Raw genomic sequence first — 22,202 nt, forward strand, 5'->3', positions numbered from 1 at the left:
CTGAGCGCAAGGGCCAACCCATAGCGCGCGCCGGGCGCAATCCTGTGCGGGGGCGGGGGGTGGCAAGCGGATCGGCCTGCGGTATGTGAGGCGGCGACACTGGATGGAGGGACCGATGACCCATGCGATCGCAGCCGAACTAACGGCAGGGGGCCTTTGGGCTGCAGGGTTTGGCACGGGTGCCGCCCCGCTCTGGCAGGCTCATGGCGCAGATCTGAATGACCTGCCCGCGCTTATTGACGCGCAGGGCGCAAGCGCTGCGCCCGTGCTGGTGGCGGGGGCCGGTGGGGCGCGGGTGACGGTGCCTTGCGCGCCGCTTGCCGCCCCGGCCCCGTGGGAGGCACCCACCCTGCCCGGCACGACAAGCGATATTCGGTTGGTTGCCCAGCCGATGCTGAGCCAATCGAGCCCGCCCGCGCTCAGCGGTGGATTGGAATTCCGCGTGGCGGGGTTTCTGGACCTTAACCCGAAATTCGACGGCGTTCTGTGCCTGCCCGGAGCGGAGGCGACCCTGTGGGCGCTGATTTCGGCTGATGAGGTTGTGAGCCTGTCGGGCTTCCGCAGTGGCGCATTGGCGCGAGCGGCGGGCGGTGCCGGGCTGAGTATCGACAATGCGCCCCGGTTCGCGGAAGCCGCGGCCGATACGCTCGACCGGCCCGAACGGCTTGCGGCACGACTGGCAGAGGCAGGCGCCGCGCGCGCGCTGGGCCAGCTGGACGACGCGGCGATGCAGGACCGCATCGCGGGGGCGCTCGTCGGGGCGGAAATGGCCGCAAGTCGCGCCTACTGGCTGGGCCAGAACGTCGCTGTCGTGGGGGATGCCGGTCCGGCACGCGCCTATGCGCTGGTGCTGGAGGCGCAGGGTCTGCCGGTGCTGCGCGCCGATCTCGATACCTGCCGCGTGCGCGGCGCGCGGTGTGCGGTGTCTCAGGGCTTGTGACCGGCGCTGCACCGGCGTGACATCTCCGGGGCCTGCAGCGTGGGGCACGGCGCGGCGCGCCACCCCATACGCTTGCCCCACGGCGCAAAACCTGCCACTTCCCATGCCCGGACCCGCGGTGCTGCCATCGCGGTCATGCTTACTGAACGAGGATACCGGCCATGAGCGCCTTTGACCTGACCGTGCAATGCGCCTCCACTCGCGGCATCGTCGCGGCGATCTCGACCTATCTGGCCGAGCAGGGGTGCAATATCACCGACAGCGCGCAGTTCGACGATCAGGAAACCGGCAACTTCTTTATGCGGGTCTGTTTCCGGTCCGAGACCGGCGCAACGCTGGACGAACTGGATGCGAGCTTTGCCGCGACTGGGGCGGAGTTCGGCATGACATATGAATTCCACGACACCGCCCAGCGCAAGAAGGTCGTGAATCATGGTGTCGGCGCTTTGGGCCATTGTCTGAACGATCTGCTCTATCGCTGGCGGATCGGCGCGCTGCCCATCGATATTGTCGGCGTGATTTCGAACCACATGGATTACCAGAAGCTGGTGGTGAACCACGACATCCCGTTCCACCATGTGCGTGTGACCCGGGACACCAAGCCCGAAGCCGAAGCCCGGCAGATGCAGATCATCGAGGAAAGCGGCGCCGAGCTTGTCGTGCTGGCGCGCTACATGCAGGTGCTGTCCGATGAGATGTGCCAGAAAATGTCGGGGCGGATCATCAACATCCACCATTCGTTCCTGCCCAGCTTCAAGGGTGCGAACCCTTATAAGCAGGCCTATGAGCGCGGGGTGAAGCTGATTGGGGCGACTTCACACTATGTCACCGCCGATCTCGACGAAGGTCCGATCATCGAACAGGACACCGTGCGTGTCACCCATGCCCAGAGCCCCGAGGATTACGTCAGCCTTGGTCGCGATACCGAAAGTCAGGTGCTGGCCCGCGCAGTGCATGCGCATATCCACAACCGCGTGTTTCTGAACGGCAGCAAGACGGTGGTATTCCCGGCCAGCCCCGGCAGCTACGCCTCCGAGCGGATGGGCTGATCCACACCGAGGTCGTGAGCCTACCCAAGGCAATCCCCGGCACGATCCGCGCCGGGGCCACCTGTAGCAGCCGTCAGTCGATGAGGCCCACGGCGCGGCGCACGTTTTCATCGCGCAGCGACACCTCCTGCCCCAGCCAGTCGTCGCCCGCGGGGCCGCACAGCCACAAAAGCGTCTCCGCTGGCCATTCCGGGGGGATGTGATCAGTCCATTCAAGCTGGCTGACCGGATTGATCCCGCTCGATTTGATTTCCCGCTGCATATCGGTGGCAACGGTGCCCGGCGACAGGCCGATGGCGCGGATGCCTTGGGCGCGGGTTTCGTGATCCGTCGCGCGTGTCAGCATCGCAGCGCCGGCCTTGGACGCACAATAGGCCGACCACGCTTCGATCGGGCTATGGGCCGCGCCGGAACTGATCGTCAAAATGGTGCCGCCGCCTGCCGCCTGCATCACGGGCAGAGCCGCGCGCATGCCGTGAAACACACCCTTCAGGTTCACGTCGATCACCTTGCTCCATGCGTCGGGGTCGACCTCGGCCAGATGGGCGATGGGCTCGATCGCGCCTGCATTGTTGATCACTACGTCAAGCCCGCCAAAGGCATCGACGGTGGCCTTCACCGCGGCATCCACCTCCCAGTAGCGCGAGATGTCGCAGGGAATCGCCAGTGCTTTGTCGCCGATCTCCCCGGCGAGGTCGGCGATCGCCTCCTCGGTCCGGGCCAGCAGGGCGACATTGGCGCCTGCCTGCGCGAAACGCCGCGCGGCAGCGGCGCCAATGCCCCGGCTTGCGCCGGTGATGAGAACGGTCTTTCCGGTCATGTCTGTCATGGGGGCTCCCCTTTGTTTCCTTATCGATAGCTGAGCCTCCCGCAGGGTGAAACCCCATCCCGGCGGTCGCGCTCTGCGGCAATGGCTTGACCGCGCACGCGCCGGGCGGGAAGCTGCGCATGAGATTTCCGCAGCCCGTATCCCCGAGGGAGACCACCCATGCCCCGACCCCGCTCCGCGCCCGCCCTGTCCCGCCGGTGGGGCCTGATCTGCGGCGGGTGTCTGTTGCTGTCGCCGGGCACCGCGCTGGCCCTGACCGCTGACGAGGCATGGAACGGCTGGCGCGACGCCGCCGCCCGGTCCGGTGTCATCATCGACGTGGAGAACGAACGGCGAAGCTCCGGGCGGCTGGCACTATACGGTGTGAATTACCTGCTCACGAGCGAGGAACTGACCGTGCGCTCCGCCTTGGGCGACATCACCTTGGTCGAGACAGGCGATGGGTCAGTGCGGTTCGAGTTGCCGCCCGATTATATTGTGCTGGTGGGTGGCCCGGTCGAAAGTGGTGGCCGGTTCGACGCGATGCTGGAGGTGACCGCGCCCGACATGATGCTGGAGGCGCGCGACGCCGAGCCTACGGATGCAGGTGCAAGCCAGCCGGGAAGCGTGGCCTACACCTATGCCGCACCGCAGGTGGATATGGCGCTGACCCGGCTGGTCGTCGATGGCGCGCCGATGGACGGCAGCCTGAGCACAGGGCTGCGGGGCCTGTCAGGCACCCACAGCATCGGCGCAGGGGCCGAGGCGGTCGTCAGCTCCACCCTCAATGCCGGGCAGGCGCTGCTGGATATGGATTTTGCCAACCCCGATGGGCCGGGCCGTATACGCATGGCGTTGAGCGTGGCGGATGTCGCGTCGACCTCGCTCACGACGGGCGAGGGCGCGGCGGAAGCGGACCTGTCCTCGATGCTGGCTGCTGGGTTCGCCACCGAAGGATCGGTGCTGCATGGTCCCGCGACCTTTGAGATCGGCATGACCGGTGCGGAGCAGTTCGATATGTCTGGCTCCGCGCGGGCGGGCGGTCTGTCGCTGGCGCTGAATCGGGAGGCGCTGGATTACCGGGCACAGCAATCCGATCTGGCGGTAACGTTTTCGGGCAGTCAGATGCCGCTGCCGGAGGTGAGCGTCGGCTTTGCCGAACTGGATACGACCGTGGCGATGCCGCTGACCCCGACGGAGACCCCGCAGCCGGTGCAGTTGACGACAGCGCTGCGCGGGCTGACGGTCAGCAATGGCGTCTGGAACCTGTTCGATCCGGGCGAAGTGCTGCCACGAGAGCCCGCGACGGTCGCGCTTAGCCTGTCGGGCGCGGCGCGCTGGCTGGTCGACATGTTCGACAGCGCCGCCGTTGCAGACGCAGGCGAGGCCAGCGAAATGCCAGCTGAGATTGAGAGGCTCAGCATCGATGAATTGCTGGTCGATGCCATCGGCGCGACATTGAGCGGTGCGGGTGCGTTCACGTTCGACAGTGACGATATGGAAAGTTTCCCCGGCATGCCCGCGCCCGAAGGCACGCTGAACCTGTCGCTGATCGGGGGGAATGCGCTGCTTGATAATCTGACGCTGATGGGCTTTGTCCCCGCCGATCAGGCGATGGGCATCCGCTTGATGACCGGCATGTTTACCCGCCCCGGCGATGGCCCCGATGCGCTGGTGTCCGAAATCACGATCAACGAGCAGGGGCATGTGCTGGCCAACGGGCAGCGCATCAAATAGCGCGCTCCGTCAGTGCTGCGGTCCGGCAACCGATCCGCGGCTGCCCTTGCATGGGGGCGGTCGCTGGCTTAGCTCCTGATCGACCCGCCCCGGTCCGGGGCAAGCTGTTCCAGGAGTGCGCCGATGGCCCGTTCGCTCGAGACCCTCACCTCCGCCCTGCTCGACGCTGCCCGCGCGGCGGGGGCCGAGGGAGCCGATGCAATCGCAGTTGAGGGCACGTCGCAATCCATTGATGTGCGCGCCGGTGCGTTGGAGCAGGCAGAGCGGTCCGAGGGCGTCGATATCGGGCTGCGCGTGTTGATCGGGCGGCGGCAGGCATGCGTTTCGGCCTCGGATCTGTCGCCTGACGTGATGCGGGAAATGGCCGAGCGCGCGGTGGCGATGGCGCGCGAAGCGCCCGAAGACCCCGGTGCGGGTCTGGCCGATCCGGCGCAGTTGGCACAGGATCTGGACAGCACGCGGCTTGATCTGGTGGATCACGGGGCGGAGCCAGCCCCCGCCGATCTGCAAGACGCAGCGGCCCGAGCAGAAGCCGCAGCACTGGCGGTCAACGGCGTGTCGCAGGTGCAATCGGCCTCAGCCGCCTATGGAGCGCGGCAGATCCATCTGGCGGCCAGCAACGGCTTTGCCGCTGGATGGGCGCGCACCGATCATGCGCTGTCGGTCGTGGCGATCACCGGCGAAGGCACGAAGATGGAGCGCGATTACTACGGTGATATGCGCGCCCATCGCGAGGATCTGCTGAGCGCCGAGGAGATTGGCCGCATCGCCGCGGAACGGACTGTGGCCCGCGCTGGCGCCCGGCGCCCCAAGACCGGCGCCTATCCGGTGATCTACGATGAACGCGTGGCGGCAAGTCTGATCGGCCACCTCGTGGGCGCGATCAATGGTGCAGCCGTGGCGCGCGGGTCGAGCTGGGCGGCTGATCTGCTGGGCGCGCAGGTGCTGCCGGACGGCATTGACCTGATCGAAGACCCGCTGCGCCCGCGCATCGGCGGCTCGCGTCTGTTTGACAGCGAAGGCCTGCCCAAACGCCGCAGCGCGATCGTCGAGAACGGCGTGCTGCGGCGCTATGTGCTCGATCTCGCCACCGCGCGCAAACTGGGCATGGACAGCACCGCCAACGCTGGGCGCGGCACCGGGGCGCCGCCCAGCCCGTCGGTGTCCAACCTGACATTGACCCAAGGCGCGCAGAGTCAGGCCGACCTGCTGGCCGAAATGGGCACTGGCCTGCTCATCACGTCGATGATCGGCTCGACCATCAGCCCGACCACGGGGGATTATTCTCGCGGCGCTTCCGGGTTCTGGATCGAGAATGGCGAGATCGCCTATCCGGTCAATGAATGCACCGTCGCGGGCAACCTGAAGGACATGCTGAAAACGATCCGCCCGGCCAATGATGCGCGCACGCATCTGATGCGGGTGGTGCCGTCGCTTCTGGTCGAAGGGCTGACCCTTGCCGGAGAGTGACACGCTCGCCCTGTTGGTCGATGCGGCGCGCGCGGCGGGAGACATCTCGCTCAGGCATTGGCGGTCGGATCATAGGGTCTGGGACAAGGGCGATGGCCAAGGCCCGGTAACAGAGGCCGATCTGGAATGCGATGTGATGCTGCGCGCCCGGCTGCTGGGCGCGTGCCCCGATCACGGCTGGCTGTCGGAAGAGACCGAAGATGACGCGGACCGCCGCGCTGCCCGGATGGCCTCGAAACGGTTGTTCATCGTCGACCCCATCGACGGCACCCGCGCCTTTACCCGGGGCGATGATGCGTGGGCGCATTCGTTGGCGGTGGTCGAGGCCGGGCAGGTGGTGGCAGGGGTGGTGTATCTGCCCGCTCTGGAGCGGATGTTCACCGCGACGCGGGGCGGCGGCGCATATCTGAACGGCGCCCCGATCCGGGCGGGCGAGGGCCGCAATCGCCTGTTGGCGCATCGCGCCGTGTTCGCGTCGGAATATTGGCCCGGTGGTGTGCCCGAGGTGAGCCGCCATTCCCGACCGTCTCTGGCCTACCGGCTCGCGCTGGTGGCGCAGGGGCGCTACGATGGCATGATGACCTTCCGTCCGACATGGGAATGGGACATTGCCGCAGGCGTGCTGCTGTGTTCCGAGGCCGGGGCTGTCGTGACCGATCGCACCGGCGGGGCCGGTGGCGTTCAATTCGGTGGCAGGCTGCACCAATGGGCTGATCGCGGCATCAGCGGCCCTGCATGCCGATCTGATGGATCGGCTATAGCCGGTGGCGCAGGCGCTGGTGATCGGGGCCGGACCGGCCGGGTTGATGGCGGCGGAGGTGCTGGCTCGCGCCGGACATGCGGTCGAGGTGGCGGAGGCGAAACCTTCGCCCGCGCGCAAATTCCTGATGGCGGGAAAATCCGGGCTGAACCTGACCAAAGCCGAGCCGCAGGACGCCTTTCGCGCAGCTTATGCGGAGACGGCGGTGCCGCTGGCAGGGATGCTGGATGCATTCGGCCCGGACGATGTGTGCAAATGGGCAGAGGATCTGGGACAGCCGCTATTCACCGGCACGACAGGCCGGGTGTTTCCCGTTGCGATGAAGGGCTCGCCCTTGCTGCGGGCATGGCTTGCGCGGTTGCAGGCGGCGGGCGTCGTGGTGCACCGGCGCTGGCGCTGGACGGGGTGGGCCGATGGCGCCTGTCAGTTCGACACGCCCGACGGCCCGGTAACGCGGCGCGCGGATGCGACGGTGTTGGCGCTCGGCGGCGCAAGCTGGGCGCGGCTGGGGTCGGATGGGACATGGGCCAAGCTGTTGGCGGCGGAGGGCGTGCCGCTGACCCCGTTCGCACCTGCGAATTGCGGGTTCAGGGTGGCGTGGTCCGATCACATGGCACGGCATTTCGGCCAGCCGGTGAAAGGCGCCGCGCTTGTGGTGAAGGGCACCGCGCATCGCGGAGAATTCGTGATTTCGGCCCGTGGCGTGGAAGGCGGCGGGATTTACGCCGTGGCGCGGGATCTACGCGATGGCGCGGAATTGACGCTCGACCTTGCGCCAGATCTCACAGTTAGTGCACTGGCCGAGCGGCTGTCGCGCCCGCGCGGCAAAGCGAGCTTTGCCAATCACCTGCGCAAAGCCGCGCGGTTCGACCCCGTCCGTGTGGCGCTGCTGAATGAGTTCGCCCGTCCATTGCCCGACGATCCGCGAGCGCTGGCGCAGCTGGCCAAGGCGCTGCCTGTGCCGCTGGCCGGGCCGCGCCCGCTGGATGAGGCGATTTCGACCGCTGGCGGGGTGGCGTGGGCCGGGGTGGACAGCAACCTGATGCTGCGCGCCCGGCCCGGCACCTTTGCGGCGGGCGAAATGCTGGATTGGGAAGCCCCGACGGGGGGCTATCTGCTGAGCGCGTGTTTCGCGACAGGCGCATGGGCGGGGCAGGGCGCGGCGGCGTGGCTGGAGGCCAACGCGCCCGCCTAAGGATCAGACCCGGTAGTAGTCGCGATACCAATCGACGAATCGGCGCACGCCTTCGGTGACGCTGGTTTGCGGACGATAGCCGGTGAGCCGCTCCAGCAGCGTCGTGTCGGCCCAGGTTGCGGGCACGTCGCCGGGCTGCATCGGTAGCATGGTTTTCTCTGCCGTCTGGCCGGTTGCCTGCTCGATCGCTTCGATAAAGGTCATCAACTGTACCGGCTCGGAATTGCCGATATTGACCACGCGCCACGGTGCGACGGGCGACAGGCTGTCATCCTCGGCCACCACGCCATCCTTAGGCCGGATAGGGGCGGCATCGACCAGCAGGCGGATGCCCTGCACCAAATCGTCGATATAGGTGAAGTCGCGCTTCATGTCGCCGTGGTTGTAGACGTCGATGGCGTCGCCTTCGAGGATCGCCTTGGTGAACTTGAACAGCGCCATGTCAGGCCGACCCCACGGGCCGTAGACGGTGAAGAAGCGGAACATCGTGATCGGCAGATCGTAAAGATGCGCATAGCTGTGCGCCATCGCCTCCGTCGCCTTTTTGGTGGCGGCGTAGAACGACATCTGGTGATCGGCTTTAACCGTTTCGACATAGGGCATGGCTGTATTGGCCCCATAGGCGGAGGAGGTCGACGCGATCAGCATGTGCCGGGGCGGATGCGCCCGCGCGGCTTCCAGCAACTCAAATGTGCCCGCGATGTTGCTTTCCAGATAGGAGCGCGGCTGATCGATGGAGTAGCGCACCCCGGCCTGTGCCGCGAGGTGGATCACGACATTGGGCTTTTCTTCGGCAAAAAGCGACATCAGCAGGCCGTCATCTTCGACCTTGGCGTGGATTGACCGGTAATCCGCGGATTGCAGCAGCGCTGCTTCGCGCCGTTCCTTCAGCGCCACATCGTAGTAGTCGGTCATCGCGTCGAGCCCGATCACCCGGTAGCCATCGGCAAGAAGCCTGCGGCACGTCGCCTGACCAATAAAACCGGCGGCGCCGGTGACGAGAGCGGTGGGCATAGGGGATACTCCTGCCGATGGTGGGCGCGTCAGCCGCGCAGTTCGTCGCGAATAGCCTGCGCGGCGGCGCGGGGATCGCTGTCTTGCCAGACCGGGCGCCCGACAACGATGTGATCCGCGCCGCTGGCGATGGCGGTGGCAGGGGTTTCGACGCGCTTTTGATCGCCTAGCGCCGCGCCAGCAGGACGCACGCCGGGCGTGACGATAAGTTTGCCGGTCGCTTCGGGCAGGGCGCGGATCAGCGCCGCCTCTTGCGGAGATGCGATGACGCCATCCGCACCGGCGGCAAGCGCCAGTCCCGCGCGTTCCTGCACCAGATCGGTCATGTCGCCCGGTTTGATGAGGCCCGCATCCAGATCGGCACGGTCGAGAGAGGTGAGGATGGTGACGGCAAGGATCTTCATCTCGGAGCCGCGCTTGCCCTCGGCAGCAGCGCGCACCACATGCGGATCGCCATGAACAGTGAGAAAATCGAGATCGAAGCGCGACAGTCCGCGCACGGCGGCTTCTACCGTCGCGCCGATATCGAACAGCTTCATATCAAGGAAAATGCGTTTGCCGTGTTCGGTCTTTAGCTCATTGGCAAGTGCGAGACCGCCACCGGTCAGCATTCCAAGGCCGATTTTATAGAACGACACCGCGTCCCCGATCCGCTCTGCCAGTGTCATGCCGGTATGGGCGTCGGCGACATCGAGCGCGACGATCAAACGGTCATCGGCGGCGGCATTGTTGGGATGGGACATGAAAACTCCTGCGGCTTGATCTCGTCCTTCCTTGGGCGGGCAAGGGGAAGAGGTCAAGCCTGCAGGAGGCGTGAGGCTCGTCAGGCAGCGACAGTGCGGGCGGCCTGTGCAATGGTGCGCGCGCGCTCATGGGCGCGGAAGTGTTCGCTCAGGCGCTCCGCTTCGCGGGCAACGCGGGTGCGCAGCCGGCCCTTGGCGTGATCGGGCACGCTGACCAGCAGCTTGCGGCTCGCGGCGGGAACGCCCGGTCCGTCATGGGTGATGATTTCAACCTGTGCCTCGACCCGACCGAAATCGCGGTCACGACGGGCGTGCAGAATGCGGGTCTGGTAAATGCTCATGTCTCGGTCTCCCAGATGCGTGGTCCTGCCAGCATTGTGGCGGTCAGAACACGGTTTTGCATCGTTTGGTTTCTTTGCTCTTGCCAAGTAAACGCTGCACACTTGTGGATAAGTTCCGAAGTTTTTGCATCACGGATGCGTGCTGAAGGCGTGAAAGCGCAAATGCGCCGACTTGTCAGACGGGTCTTCGATCCCCATTTCCATGCCATAGGCCCGATACGGAAACACGCTGCATGTCAGGTGGTTGCGGTCACGGGTGCTGAACCAAAGGAGACGACCGATGAACATGGAAAAGTTCACGGAGCGGTCGCGCGGATTCCTTCAGGCCGCGCAGACGATCGCCATGCGGGAAAGCCATCAGAAACTGGCCCCCGAGCATTTGCTGAAGGCTCTTATGGATGACGACCAAGGGCTTGCCTCCAACCTGATCAAGCGAGCCGGTGGCGCTCCGGATCGGGTGGTCGAGGCGCTCGATGGGGCATTGTCCAAAATCCCGAAAGTGACTGGCGATGCCGGGCAGACCTACCTTGACCAGCAAACCGCGAAGGTGCTGGACGAGGCCGAAAAGATCGCGACCAAGGCAGGCGACAGTTTTGTGCCGGTCGAACGCATCCTGACCGCTTTAGCGGTGGTGCGTTCGGGGGCCAAACAGGCGCTGGATGCGGGCGCGGTCACGGCGCAGAAGCTGAACGGTGCGATCAACGATCTGCGCAAGGGCCGCACGGCTGACAGCGCGTCGGCCGAGGATGGGTATGAGGCGCTAAAGAAATATGCGCGCGATCTGACCGAGGCCGCCGAGCAGGGCAAAATCGATCCGATCATTGGCCGCGACGAGGAAATCCGTCGCTCCATGCAGGTGCTATCGCGCCGGACCAAGAACAATCCCGTTCTGATCGGGGAACCGGGCGTGGGTAAAACCGCGATTGCCGAAGGTCTCGCTTTGCGTATCGTTGACGGCGACGTGCCGGAATCCCTGCGCAACAAGCGGCTGCTGGCGCTCGACATGGGGTCGCTGATCGCGGGCGCGAAATACCGTGGTGAGTTTGAGGAACGGCTGAAATCCATCCTGAGCGAAGTTACCGCCGCTGCGGGCGAGGTGATCTTGTTCATCGATGAGATGCATACGCTTGTCGGTGCGGGTAAGGCCGATGGCGCGATGGATGCCTCGAACCTGCTGAAACCTGCGCTGGCCCGTGGGGAGTTGCATTGCGTTGGCGCGACCACGCTCGATGAATATCGTAAATATGTCGAGAAGGACGCAGCGCTGGCCCGCCGATTCCAGCCGGTGATGGTGGAAGAACCCACGGTCGAAGACACCGTGTCGATCTTGCGCGGCATCAAGGAGAAATACGAACTGCACCACGGCGTGCGGATCTCTGACAGTGCGCTGGTCGCTGCGGCAACGCTCAGCCATCGCTACATCACCGACCGGTTCCTGCCGGACAAGGCCATTGACCTGATGGATGAGGCCGCGAGCCGGTTGCGGATGGAAGTGGACAGCAAACCCGAAGAGCTGGACCAGCTCGGACGGCAGATCCTGCAATTGCAGATCGAAGCCGAAGCGCTGAAGAAGGAGGACGACCGTGCCTCCGTCGACCGGCTGGAGAAGCTGGAGCGCGAACTGGCCGAGTTGCAGGAGCGCAGTGCCGAAATGACGGCACAGTGGCAGTCCGAGCGGGATAAGCTGGAAAGCGCCCGCGACCTGAAGGAGCAGCTGGACCGTGCCCGCGCGGATCTGGAAATCGCCAAGCGCGAAGGCAATCTGGCCAAGGCCGGGGAGCTGAGCTACGGCGTGATCCCGCAGCTGGCCAAGGAGCTGACCGAGGCCGAAGCCGCAGACGGCGACGTGATGGTCGAGGAAGCCGTGCGCCCCGAACAGATCGCGCAAGTGGTCGAGCGTTGGACCGGCATCCCGACCTCCAAGATGCTGGAGGGCGAGCGCGATAAGCTGCTGCGCATGGAGCAGGAGCTGGGTCGCCGGGTGATCGGGCAGCGGCAGGCGGTGCGTGCCGTGTCGGACGCGGTGCGCCGAGCGCGGGCAGGTCTGAACGATGAAGCGCGGCCTTTGGGCAGCTTCCTCTTCCTTGGGCCCACGGGCGTCGGCAAGACGGAGTTGACCAAAACCTTGGCCGAATTCCTGTTCGACGATGACAGCGCGATGGTGCGGATCGACATGAGCGAATTCATGGAGAAACACGCCGTCTCTCGCCTGATCGGTGCCCCGCCGGGCTATGTCGGCTATGACGAAGGCGGTGTCCTGACCGAAGCGGTGCGGCGCCGGCCCTATCAGGTCGTGCTGTTCGACGAGGTCGAGAAGGCGCATCCCGATGTGTTCAACGTGCTGTTGCAGGTGCTCGACGATGGTCAATTGACCGACGGACAGGGCCGCACGGTGGACTTCAAGCAGACATTGATCGTGCTGACGTCCAACCTTGGCGCGCAAGCGCTGAGCCAGATGCCCGACGGGGCCGACCCGGCGCAGGCCAAGCGGGACGTGATGGATGCCGTGCGCGCCCATTTCCGGCCCGAGTTCCTGAACCGTCTGGACGAAACCATCATCTTTGACCGGCTGGGCCGGGAGGACATGGATGGGATCGTGGACATTCAGCTGGGACGGCTGCGCAAGCGGCTCGCCGCACGCAACATCGGGTTGGAATTGTCCGAAGACGCCCGCCAGTGGCTGGCGGATGAGGGCTATGATCCGGTGTTCGGGGCGCGGCCGCTGAAGCGTGTGATCCAGCGCGCTCTGCAGAACCAGTTGGCCGAGATGCTGCTGGCCGGTGAGGTGGCCGATGGGGAAACCGTGACCGTCACCGCCGGACCGGAGGGTCTGTTGATCGGGGACCGCGTCGGTAAATCCGACCGGACGCCCCCGCAGGATGCGGTCGTGCACTAAGCGCGGCGCAGCCTGCCCCAATCTTGACGAAGGCCCGCCGACCGCGCTGTCGGCGGGCCTTTTTTATCCACGGGCCGGGGGGAGTTTCGGCTTGCGTCCCTGACGGTGGGTGGCCAGTGTCGGCCCAGCACGGAACGAACCGGAAAGGCACGCCATGCAGAATGCGGGTTGGGTCAGCTGGACGCTGGAAATGCTGGCACTGATTTTCGTGCTGGCTCTGGGTCTGGGCGTTCTGGCGTTGGTAGTGATGTTCCTCATCGACCGGTCCCAGCGCAGTGACGCGATCCGGCGCAACTATCCGGTGCTGGGCCGGTTTCGGCATCTCTTTACTTCGTTGGGCGAATTCTTCCGGCAGTATTTCTTTGCGATGGATCGCGAGGAGATGCCGTTCAACCGCGCACAGCGGGACTGGATCGCGCGGGCGTCGGACAACAAGGGCAACACCATTGCCTTTGGCTCCACGCGCAAGATCAGCGAGGTCGGCACGCCGATCTTCGTCAACGCCGCCTTTCCGCCGCTCGACGATCAGTTCGCCTCGACCGAGGCGATGACCATCGGCCCTCACGCGCGCGAGCCATATACTACCAACAAAATCTTCCACATTTCGGGCATGTCCTTTGGCGCCATTTCCAAGCCCGCCGTGCAGGCATTGAGCCGGGGGGCGGCCAAAGCCGGAATTTGGCTCAACACCGGCGAAGGCGGGCTGTCGCCGTTCCATCTCGAAGGTGGGGCGGATCTTGTCTATCAGATCGGCACCGCGAAATTCGGCGTGCGCGACGAGCAGGGCAACCTGAGCGATGAGAAGCTGGCGCAGGTCGCCGCCCATCCGCAGGTGAAGATGTTTGAGATCAAGCTGGCGCAAGGGGCCAAGCCCGGTAAGGGCGGCATCCTGCCCGCCGCAAAGATCACCCCCGAAATCGCGGAGATCCGTGGCCTGCGGCTGGGCGAGGACGGGATTTCCCCGAACCGCCACCGGGAGGTCAACGATTTCGGCGAGCTTCTTGACCTGATCAAACGGGTGCGGGACGTGACCGGCAAGCCTGTGGGTTTCAAGACGGTGATCGGGGAGGCCGAAGTCTATCGCCCGTTCTTTGAACTCATCGTGGAGCGCGGTCCCGAAAGCGCGCCGGACTTCATCACCATCGACGGCGGCGAGGGCGGCACTGGGGCTGCACCGATGCCGCTGATGGATCTGGTCGGCACCCCGATCCGCGAGGCGCTGCCGTTGCTCACCAACCTGCGCGACGAACACGGGCTGAAAGATCGCATTCGCATGATCGCGGCGGGCAAGCTGGTCAATCCCGGCGATGTGGCTTGGGCGGTCGCGGCTGGCGCGGATTTCGTCACCTCCGCGCGGGGCTTCATGTTCGCGCTGGGCTGCATTCAGGCGCTCAAGTGCAACCGCAATACCTGCCCCACGGGGATCACCACCCACGATCCGCAATTGCAGCGCGGGCTTGTCGTCACCGACAAGGATCTGAAGGTGGCGCAATACGCGCAGAACGTCATGAAGGAAGTCGAAACCATCGCCCATTCTGTCGGCGTGGCCGAGCCGCGCCTGATGCGGCGGCGGCATGTGCGGATCGTGCAGCCGGGCGGCGACTCGATCCCCATGAACCGTATCCTGCCCAGTTGGTCCCCGCCTGCCGGATCATGAGGGCGCGCGGGATCAGAAGCGGCGCTGTTTCACGCCTCACTGACGTGCTGTTGAAACCTGTTTCAGCGAAGATCCGTTACTCTGCCCATACCCAATGGAGAAGATCATGGCTGGACGCTGGAAAAACGACCTGACGCGGGCTGACGTCACCCCGAAATCTCTGTTCCTGAATCGGCGCCAGATCATGACCGGCGGCGGCATGATGCTGGGCGCGGGGCTGCTTGCCCCGGGTCTTGCCCGCGCGCAGGGCTATTCGACGGACGAGACGCCGAACAGCTTCGAGGAAATCAGCACCTATAATAACTACTACGAGTTCGGGACCGGCAAGTCCGACCCGGCCGAGAACGCCGATACCCTGACCATTGATCCGTGGACGGTGAAGGTGGACGGGCTTGTCGACAAGCCGGGCGATTACTCCCTTGCCGATCTGACTGACGGCATGACGGAGGAGGAGCGGATCTACCGCTTCCGTTGTGTCGAGGCGTGGTCGATGGTCATTCCGTGGCGCGGATTCGAACTGGCCGATCTGTTGGATAAGGTCGGCGTGCAGTCGGGTGCCAAATATGTCGCGTTCGAAACCGCGCTTCGTCCCGACGAAATGCCCGGCGTCCGCTTCCCCGTTCTGGATTGGCCCTACCGCGAGGGGCTGCGACTTGACGAGGCGCGCCACCCGCTGACGATCATGGCGACCGGGATCTATGACGAGCCAATGCCGAAACAGAACGGCGCGCCGATCCGGCTGGTCGTCCCATGGAAGTATGGGTTCAAGTCGATCAAATCGATCGTCCGCATTTCGCTTGTCGACGAGATGCCCCCCACAAGCTGGAACATAGCGAACCCGCGGGAATACGGCTTCTATAGCAATGTGAACCCGCAGGTGGATCACCCCCGCTGGAGTCAGGCCACCGAGCGCCCCATTGGCGGCGGTATCTTTGCCAAGCGCAAGGAGACGCAGATGTTCAATGGCTACGAACAGGATGTGGCCTCCCTCTATGAGGGCATGGACCTGTCCGAAAACTTCTGACCTTCGATGAGGCCCGGCATTGCCCGGGCCTTTCTTCTATCTTCCCTTAAGACGTCCGGAGCCTGCCGATGACCGCATTTGCGGACCCTATCAACCGCGCCACGCGCAAGCTGCCCGCGTGGCCGCTCTACATCATTGGCGCGGTGCCGCCGGCATGGCTGTTCTGGCAAGGGGTGACAGGCAACCTCGGCGTCGACCCGGTAAAGGTGATGGAACACCAGATGGGTCTATGGGGACTGTGGTTGCTGATCGCATCTCTCTGCGTGTCGCCGTTACGCCGCTTCGCCGGGATCAACCTGATCCGCTATCGCCGGGCGCTCGGGCTTTTGTGCTTCTTTTATATTGTGGGGCACCTGTTGATCTGGCTGCTGTTGGACGTGCAGCTGCTCAGCCAGATCTGGGCGGATATCGTAAAGCGTCCCTATATCACCATCGGCATGATCGGTTTCGCGCTGATGATCCCTCTGGCCGTGACCTCCAACAACTGGTCGATCCGCAAGCTGGGGCGCAAATGGCGCCAGATCCACAAGCTCGTCTACGCGACCGCGATTCTGGGCGCCGTGCACTTCATCCTCCTGCGCAAAGGGCTGCAGATCGAACCGATCCTCTATCTCGGCGCGATTCTGGCTCTCCTAGCCGTGCGACTCGTCCCAAATCGGCGAAAACCGACTCGTTGAGCCCCCGGATTCGGGCTGCGAGTCGCGAATTTGGCCGGAATCGGCCCCCTGATTCCGGATATCGAGGCGGATGCCCCTGGGGCAGCCCAAGTTGGTTCCACAGAAGCCTGAAATTTCTGCCCCGTGTATCCATCTGATTTCTAACGACTTTCGATATTTCATGTCATTTTTCTGACGGAAGTCGCAGAAAGGGGTTGCGAGGTTGGTCGGGTATCCGTAGATAGCCCCTCACCGGCGGCGCTGAGGCGCACAACGGGACGCCAGACGGGGCGGCTGAGACGGAAACGGACGGTCGCAGACGAGGCGGAAAAATAGAGACAGTTGAGGCGGGGCGCGCCGTTCAAGTTAGGGCGCATCTCGGTTGATATTGTCTCTGGCTCTTTGACATTGCTGGTATCTGAAGAGATATGCGGGCGGTTTGGTTCATTCGATGGATCAACGTCTGTGTATCACGCTCTTAGGCTTCGGCCGATGATAGAGTGTCAGCTTCACTGTCTTTGCGGTTTCTGTACCTTTGGTACTGAAGCACAAGACGGTAAGATGGTTCTTGTCTTAATTGGCAGGGACTGATGTGCAGAGGTTCGAACGTCAAGGATAGCTACGCAAGTGGCTTTCAACTTGAGAGTTTGATCCTGGCTCAGAACGAACGCTGGCGGCAGGCCTAACACATGCAAGTCGAGCGAGATCTTCGGATCTAGCGGCGGACGGGTTAGTAACGCGTGGGAACGTGCCCTTCACTACGGAATAGTCCCGGGAAACTGGGTTTAATACCGTATACGCCCTTCGGGGGAAAGATTTATCGGTGAAGGATCGGCCCGCGTCTGATTAGATAGTTGGTGGGGTAATGGCCTACCAAGTCTACGATCAGTAGCTGGTTTGAGAGGATGATCAGCAACACTGGGACTGAGACACGGCCCAGACTCCTACGGGAGGCAGCAGTGGGGAATCTTAGACAATGGGCGCAAGCCTGATCTAGCCATGCCGCGTGAGTGATGAAGGCCTTAGGGTCGTAAAGCTCTTTCGCCTGTGAAGATAATGACGGTAGCAGGTAAAGAAACCCCGGCTAACTCCGTGCCAGCAGCCGCGGTAATACGGAGGGGGTTAGCGTTGTTCGGAATTACTGGGCGTAAAGCGCACGTAGGCGGACTAATAAGTCAGAGGTGAAATCCCAGGGCTCAACCTTGGAACTGCCTTTGATACTGTTAGTCTTGAGTTCGAGAGAGGTGAGTGGAATTCCGAGTGTAGAGGTGAAATTCGTAGATATTCGGAGGAACACCAGTGGCGAAGGCGGCTCACTGGCTCGATACTGACGCTGAGGTGCGAAAGTGTGGGGAGCAAACAGGATTAGATACCCTGGTAGTCCACACCGTAAACGATGAATGCCAGTCGTCGGGTAGCATGCTATTCGGTGACACACCTAACGGATTAAGCATTCCGCCTGGGGAGTACGGTCGCAAGATTAAAAACTCAAAGGAATTGACGGGGGCCCGCACAAGCGGTGGAGCATGTGGTTTAATTCGAAGCAACGCGCAGAACCTTACCAACCCTTGACATCCTGATCGCGGTTACGAGAGATCGTTTCCTTCATTTAGTTGGATCAGTGACAGGTGCTGCATGGCTGTCGTCAGCTCGTGTCGTGAGATGTTCGGTTAAGTCCGGCAACGAGCGCAACCCACACCTTTAGTTGCCAGCAGTTCGGCTGGGCACTCTAAAGGAACTGCCCGTGATAAGCGGGAGGAAGGTGTGGATGACGTCAAGTCCTCATGGCCCTTACGGGTTGGGCTACACACGTGCTACAATGGCAGTGACAATGGGTTAATCCCCAAAAACTGTCTCAGTTCGGATTGGGGTCTGCAACTCGACCCCATGAAGTCGGAATCGCTAGTAATCGCGTAACAGCATGACGCGGTGAATACGTTCCCGGGCCTTGTACACACCGCCCGTCACACCATGGGAGTTGGTTCTACCCGAAGGTGGTGCGCCAACCTGTTCGCAGGAGGCAGCCAACCACGGTAGGATCAGCGACTGGGGTGAAGTCGTAACAAGGTAGCCGTAGGGGAACCTGCGGCTGGATCACCTCCTTTCTAAGGATGTTCCTGGCAATGATGCTTGCATCATTCGTGGAACACTTAGCAGACCTATATGGTCATATACCGGACCAGGCCGTCCTCATATCTCTTCAGAACAGGGTTCCACACGCAATGTGGAACGGTCACCGGGGCGTTAGCTCAGCTGGGAGAGCACCTGCTTTGCAAGCAGGGGGTCATCGGTTCGATCCCGATACGCTCCACCAGATGGGTCGGTAGCTCAGGTGGTTAGAGCGCACGCCTGATAAGCGTGAGGTCGGAGGTTCAAGTCCTCCTCGACCCACCATCATCCTGTATTACCAAATAGCAGTCAGAGAGTTCGATTAGATCGGAAAGCGGTTCACGCTTTCCCGTCCAATCGGACGATTGACATCGTATAGAGAGATTAACATCAGAATTGCTGGTCGCCCGAGTGAGGGATGACCGGCTGGCGGAACTTCGGTTCTGACCAGCAATGCAATTTTGTCCAAGTCAAGTACACTAACCAAAATGTCCTCCATGTGAACCAGCGTGGAGGGCGGGAAAGTATGACTTTTGATCTCAAGCCCCGTGGCACACAAAAGGCACGGGGTCAGGAAAAAGCCTGTCTTTTTCTGGATCAAATCAAGCGCGAGAAGGGCGTTTGGTGGATGCCTTGGCAGTAAGAGGCGATGAAGGACGTGATACTCTGCGATAAGCTGAGGCGAGCCGAGAATAGGCTTTGACCCTCAGATCTCCGAATGGGGCAACCCACCTGACAGTCATCTATTGTTAACTTCGGTTATCAATAGGCGGCTGAACCAGGTACTTTTAACCTGAATACATAGGGTTATAAGAGCAAACCCGGGGAACTGAAACATCTAAGTACCCGGAGGAAAGGAAATCAACAGATACTCCCCTAGTAGCGGCGAGCGAACGGGGACCAGCCGAGCAATGAGAGTGACCAGAATGACCTGGAAAGGTCAGCCATAGTGGGTGACAGCCCCGTATGGGAAGCTCGATTTGACGTATTAAGTAGGGCGGGACACGTGAAATCCTGTCTGAACATCGGGGGACCACCCTCGAAGGCTAAGTACTCCTTACTGACCGATAGCGAACCAGTACCGTGAGGGAAAGGTGAAAAGCACCCCGACGAGGGGAGTGAAACAGTTTCTGAAACCGGACGCCTACAAGCAGTCGGAGGGGCCTTGAGCCCTGACGGCGTACCTTTTGTATAATGGGTCATCGACTTGGTCTCACATGCAAGCTTAAGCCGATAGGTGTAGGCGCAGCGAAAGCGAGTCTTAATAGGGCGTTGAGTATGTGGGATCAGACCCGAAACCGAGTGATCTAGGCATGACCAGGATGAAGGTAAGGTAACACTTACTGGAGGTCCGAACCCACACCTGTTGAAAAAGGTCGGGATGAGTTGTGCCTAGGGGTGAAAGGCCAATCAAACTCGGAGATAGCTGGTTCTCCGCGAAATCTATTTAGGTAGAGCGTCATCCGAATACCCTCGGGGGTAGAGCACTGGATGGGTAATGGGGCCCCACAGGCTTACTGATCCTAACCAAACTCCGAATACCGAGGAGTACTAGATGGCAGACACACGGCGGGTGCTAACGTCCGTCGTGGAGAGGGAAACAACCCTGACCTACAGCTAAGGCCCCCAATTCATGGCTAAGTGGGAAAGCAGGTGGGACGACCAAAACAACCAGGAGGTTGGCTTAGAAGCAGCCATCCTTTAAAGATAGCGTAACAGCTCACTGGTCTAGATAAGTTGTCCTGCGGCGAAGATGTAACGGGGCTCAAGCCATGAGCCGAAGCTTAGGACTGCGTATGCAGTGGTAGCGGAGCGTAGTGTGATATAACTCCACGCCTCCTTGTCTCCTTCGGGAGTATTGGAGGCTCGGAGTTTTCTGTGAAGCCGGGGCGTGAGCCAACCGGTGGAGAGATCACTAGCGAGAATGATGACATGAGTAGCGACAAACAGGGTGAGAGACCCTGTCGCCGAAAGTCCAAGGGTTCCTGCTTAAAGCTAATCTGAGCAGGGTAAGCCGGCCCCTAAGGCGAGGCAGAAATGCGTAGCCGATGGGAACTAGGTTAATATTCCTAGGCCAGGAGGATGTGACGGATCTCGAAGGTAGTTCATCCTTATCGGATTGAATGGGCTGCTTAGAGGTTCCTGGAAATAGCCCTCCATCAGACCGTACCCTAAACCGACACAGGTGGACTGGTAGAGCATACCAAGGCGCTTGAGAGAACGATGTTGAAGGAACTCGGCAAAATACCTCCGTAAGTTTCGCGAGAAGGAGGCCCCGTTAGGACGCAAGTCTTGGCGGGGGGCACAAACCAGGGGGTGGCGACTGTTTACTAAAAACACAGGGCTCTGCGAAGTCGCAAGACGACGTATAGGGTCTGACGCCTGCCCGGTGCCGGAAGGTTAAAAGGAGAGGTGAGAGCCTTGAATTGAAGCCCCGGTAAACGGCGGCCGTAACTATAACGGTCCTAAGGTAGCGAAATTCCTTGTCGGGTAAGTTCCGACCTGCACGAATGGCGTAACGACTTCCCCGCTGTCTCCAACATCGACTCAGCGAAATTGAATTGCCTGTCAAGATGCAGGCTTCCCGCGGTTAGACGGAAAGACCCCGTGCACCTTTACTACAGCTTCACACTGGCATTAGGTCAGCGATGTGCAGGATAGGTGGTAGGCTTTGATACGGAGACGCCAGTCTTCGTGGAGCCATCCTTGAGATACCACCCTTCGCTCGCTTGATGTCTAACCGCGGTCCGTTATCCGGATCCGGGACCCTGTGTGGCGGGTAGTTTGACTGGGGCGGTCGCCTCCCAAAGCGTAACGGAGGCGCGCGAAGGTTGGCTCAGAGCGGTCGGAAATCGCTCGTTGAGTGCAATGGCAGAAGCCAGCCTGACTGCAAGACTGGACAAGTCGAGCAGAGTCGAAAGACGGCCATAGTGATCCGGTGGTCCCGAGTGGAAGGGCCATCGCTCAACGGATAAAAGGTACGCCGGGGATAACAGGCTGATGGTGCCCAAGAGTCCCATATCGACGGCACCGTTTGGCACCTCGATGTCGGCTCATCTCATCCTGGGGCTGGAGCAGGTCCCAAGGGTACGGCTGTTCGCCGTTTAAAGAGGTACGTGAGCTGGGTTTAGAACGTCGTGAGACAGTTCGGTCCCTATCTGCCGTGGGTGTAGGATACTTGAGAGGAGTTGCCCCTAGTACGAGAGGACCGGGGTGAACGATCCACTGGTGGACCTGTTGTGGCGCCAGCCGCAGTGCAGGGTAGCTATGATCGGAAAGGATAACCGCTGAAGGCATCTAAGCGGGAAGCCCCCCTCAAAACAAGGTATCCCTGAGGACCGAGGTAGACCACCTCGTCGATAGGCCGGAGAATGTAAGCGCAGCAATGCGTTCAGTTGACCGGTACTAATTGTCCGATAGGCTTGATTTGATCCAGTAAAAGACAGGAAAAAATCCTGATCAATGAACTGATATCAAAAGTCATACACCACACTAAATACTTGACTTGGACACTCTGACTTCTTCCTCGGTTTGGTGATCATAGCACGAGCAAAACACCCGATCCCATCCCGAACTCGGCAGTTAAGTGCCGTCGCGCCAATGGTACTGCGTCTTAAGACGTGGGAGAGTAGGTCATCGCCAAACCTAGAAAGAAGCCAGATAAAATAATCTCTCTAATACGATCCCTCAACACCGCGGGGTGGAGCAGCCCGGTAGCTCGTCAGGCTCATAACCTGAAGGTCACAGGTTCAAATCCTGTCCCCGCAACCAATAATCAAAACAATCGATCCAATCAAAGCGCC

The 22,202-nt window shown here is 62.0% G+C and carries 13 protein-coding genes, 3 tRNA genes, 3 rRNA genes and 1 pseudogene; 16 read left to right on the forward strand and 4 right to left on the reverse strand.

Going from position 1 to position 22,202, the window contains the following annotated elements; translation table 11 throughout:
- Positions 1–115 precede the first annotated feature (115 nt).
- Together CBW24_RS01505 and purU are read left to right on the forward strand one after the other, a co-directional pair.
- On the forward strand, positions 116–940 hold the full coding sequence (locus CBW24_RS01505) for a 2-dehydro-3-deoxygalactonokinase (protein ID WP_157773001.1): 825 nt from the start codon (positions 116–118) through the stop codon (positions 938–940).
- Between the two features lie 161 nt (positions 941–1,101).
- Positions 1,102–1,989, forward strand: coding sequence for a formyltetrahydrofolate deformylase (gene purU / locus CBW24_RS01510; protein ID WP_097372453.1), 888 nt, complete (start codon positions 1,102–1,104; stop codon positions 1,987–1,989).
- 73 nt (positions 1,990–2,062) lie between these two features.
- Here purU and CBW24_RS01515 read toward each other — a convergent pair whose 3' ends face one another.
- Complete coding sequence (locus CBW24_RS01515; RefSeq protein WP_097372454.1) at positions 2,063–2,818, reverse strand: SDR family oxidoreductase; 756 nt, start codon at positions 2,816–2,818, stop codon at positions 2,063–2,065.
- A 159-nt stretch (positions 2,819–2,977) separates the two neighbouring features.
- Between CBW24_RS01515 and CBW24_RS01520 the strand changes: the two genes are divergently transcribed.
- From CBW24_RS01520 to CBW24_RS01535, 4 genes and pseudogenes are all read left to right on the forward strand, one after another.
- Entirely contained in the window at positions 2,978–4,534 is a 1,557-nt protein-coding gene (locus tag CBW24_RS01520; RefSeq protein WP_097372455.1) for a DUF2125 domain-containing protein, read from the forward strand.
- A gap of 123 nt (positions 4,535–4,657) precedes the next feature.
- Positions 4,658–6,004, forward strand: coding sequence for a TldD/PmbA family protein (locus tag CBW24_RS01525; protein ID WP_097372456.1), 1,347 nt, complete (start codon positions 4,658–4,660; stop codon positions 6,002–6,004).
- A gap of 13 nt (positions 6,005–6,017) precedes the next feature.
- A pseudogene (locus CBW24_RS01530) lies at positions 6,018–6,623 on the forward strand (3'(2'),5'-bisphosphate nucleotidase CysQ); the annotation flags it as partial.
- Between the two features lie 145 nt (positions 6,624–6,768).
- The gene (locus CBW24_RS01535; RefSeq protein ID WP_097372457.1) at positions 6,769–7,959 is read left to right on the forward strand and encodes a TIGR03862 family flavoprotein; all 1,191 of its coding nucleotides are present in this window, start codon (positions 6,769–6,771) and stop codon (positions 7,957–7,959) included.
- 3 nt (positions 7,960–7,962) lie between these two features.
- Here the strand turns inward: CBW24_RS01535 and CBW24_RS01540 are convergent, their stop codons facing one another.
- The 3 genes from CBW24_RS01540 to CBW24_RS01550 form a co-directional block, all read right to left on the reverse strand.
- Positions 7,963–8,973, reverse strand: a complete 1,011-nt coding sequence (locus CBW24_RS01540) for an SDR family NAD(P)-dependent oxidoreductase (protein WP_097372458.1) — start codon at positions 8,971–8,973, stop codon at positions 7,963–7,965.
- Between the two features lie 29 nt (positions 8,974–9,002).
- On the reverse strand, positions 9,003–9,716 hold the full coding sequence (gene pyrF, locus CBW24_RS01545) for an orotidine-5'-phosphate decarboxylase (protein ID WP_088662915.1): 714 nt from the start codon (positions 9,714–9,716) through the stop codon (positions 9,003–9,005).
- 80 nt (positions 9,717–9,796) lie between these two features.
- Complete coding sequence (locus CBW24_RS01550; protein ID WP_088662914.1) at positions 9,797–10,057, reverse strand: hypothetical protein; 261 nt, start codon at positions 10,055–10,057, stop codon at positions 9,797–9,799.
- Between the two features lie 280 nt (positions 10,058–10,337).
- On the opposite strand from CBW24_RS01550, the gene clpB reads away from it, so the two are divergent.
- The 10 genes from clpB (at position 10,338) to CBW24_RS01600 (ending at position 22,170) form a co-directional block, all read left to right on the forward strand.
- Entirely contained in the window at positions 10,338–12,953 is a 2,616-nt protein-coding gene (gene clpB, locus CBW24_RS01555) for an ATP-dependent chaperone ClpB (RefSeq protein WP_097372459.1), read from the forward strand.
- A gap of 154 nt (positions 12,954–13,107) precedes the next feature.
- Complete coding sequence (locus tag CBW24_RS01560) at positions 13,108–14,610, forward strand: FMN-binding glutamate synthase family protein (RefSeq protein ID WP_097372460.1); 1,503 nt, start codon at positions 13,108–13,110, stop codon at positions 14,608–14,610.
- A gap of 106 nt (positions 14,611–14,716) precedes the next feature.
- The gene (gene msrP / locus CBW24_RS01565; protein WP_097374083.1) at positions 14,717–15,634 is read left to right on the forward strand and encodes a protein-methionine-sulfoxide reductase catalytic subunit MsrP; all 918 of its coding nucleotides are present in this window, start codon (positions 14,717–14,719) and stop codon (positions 15,632–15,634) included.
- Positions 15,635–15,702: 68 nt separating this feature from the next.
- Positions 15,703–16,311, forward strand: coding sequence for a protein-methionine-sulfoxide reductase heme-binding subunit MsrQ (gene msrQ, locus CBW24_RS01570; protein WP_097372461.1), 609 nt, complete (start codon positions 15,703–15,705; stop codon positions 16,309–16,311).
- A 614-nt stretch (positions 16,312–16,925) separates the two neighbouring features.
- A 16S ribosomal RNA gene (locus CBW24_RS01575) occupies positions 16,926–18,395 on the forward strand.
- A gap of 133 nt (positions 18,396–18,528) precedes the next feature.
- Positions 18,529–18,604 (forward strand) — tRNA-Ala (locus CBW24_RS01580).
- 3 nt (positions 18,605–18,607) lie between these two features.
- A tRNA-Ile gene (locus CBW24_RS01585) sits at positions 18,608–18,684 on the forward strand.
- A 315-nt stretch (positions 18,685–18,999) separates the two neighbouring features.
- Positions 19,000–21,829: ribosomal RNA gene (locus CBW24_RS01590) — 23S ribosomal RNA — on the forward strand.
- A gap of 100 nt (positions 21,830–21,929) precedes the next feature.
- A 5S ribosomal RNA gene (gene rrf / locus CBW24_RS01595) occupies positions 21,930–22,044 on the forward strand.
- Together the 16S, 23S and 5S rRNA genes with 3 tRNA genes alongside form the textbook arrangement of a ribosomal RNA operon.
- A gap of 49 nt (positions 22,045–22,093) precedes the next feature.
- Positions 22,094–22,170 (forward strand) — tRNA-Met (locus CBW24_RS01600).
- The last annotated feature ends 32 nt before the right edge of the window (positions 22,171–22,202 follow it).

The sequence above is a fragment of the Pacificitalea manganoxidans genome (assembly GCF_002504165.1).
Taxonomy (GTDB): domain Bacteria; phylum Pseudomonadota; class Alphaproteobacteria; order Rhodobacterales; family Rhodobacteraceae; genus Pacificitalea; species Pacificitalea manganoxidans.

Bases quoted from the DNA above. Each gene is read 5' to 3' on its own strand.
- CBW24_RS01505 (WP_157773001.1), top strand. From the start codon at position 116: ATGACCCATGCGATCGCAGCCGAACTAACGGCAGGGGGCCTTTGGGCT.
- CBW24_RS01515 (WP_097372454.1), bottom strand. From the start codon at position 2,818: ATGACAGACATGACCGGAAAGACCGTTCTCATCACCGGCGCAAGCCGG.
- msrQ (WP_097372461.1), top strand. From the start codon at position 15,703: ATGACCGCATTTGCGGACCCTATCAACCGCGCCACGCGCAAGCTGCCC.
- CBW24_RS01550 (WP_088662914.1), bottom strand. From the start codon at position 10,057: ATGAGCATTTACCAGACCCGCATTCTGCACGCCCGTCGTGACCGCGAT.
- CBW24_RS01525 (WP_097372456.1), top strand. From the start codon at position 4,658: ATGGCCCGTTCGCTCGAGACCCTCACCTCCGCCCTGCTCGACGCTGCC.
- msrP (WP_097374083.1), top strand. From the start codon at position 14,717: ATGGCTGGACGCTGGAAAAACGACCTGACGCGGGCTGACGTCACCCCG.
- purU (WP_097372453.1), top strand. From the start codon at position 1,102: ATGAGCGCCTTTGACCTGACCGTGCAATGCGCCTCCACTCGCGGCATC.
- CBW24_RS01520 (WP_097372455.1), top strand. From the start codon at position 2,978: ATGCCCCGACCCCGCTCCGCGCCCGCCCTGTCCCGCCGGTGGGGCCTG.
- clpB (WP_097372459.1), top strand. From the start codon at position 10,338: ATGAACATGGAAAAGTTCACGGAGCGGTCGCGCGGATTCCTTCAGGCC.
- CBW24_RS01540 (WP_097372458.1), bottom strand. From the start codon at position 8,973: ATGCCCACCGCTCTCGTCACCGGCGCCGCCGGTTTTATTGGTCAGGCG.
- pyrF (WP_088662915.1), bottom strand. From the start codon at position 9,716: ATGTCCCATCCCAACAATGCCGCCGCCGATGACCGTTTGATCGTCGCG.
- CBW24_RS01560 (WP_097372460.1), top strand. From the start codon at position 13,108: ATGCAGAATGCGGGTTGGGTCAGCTGGACGCTGGAAATGCTGGCACTG.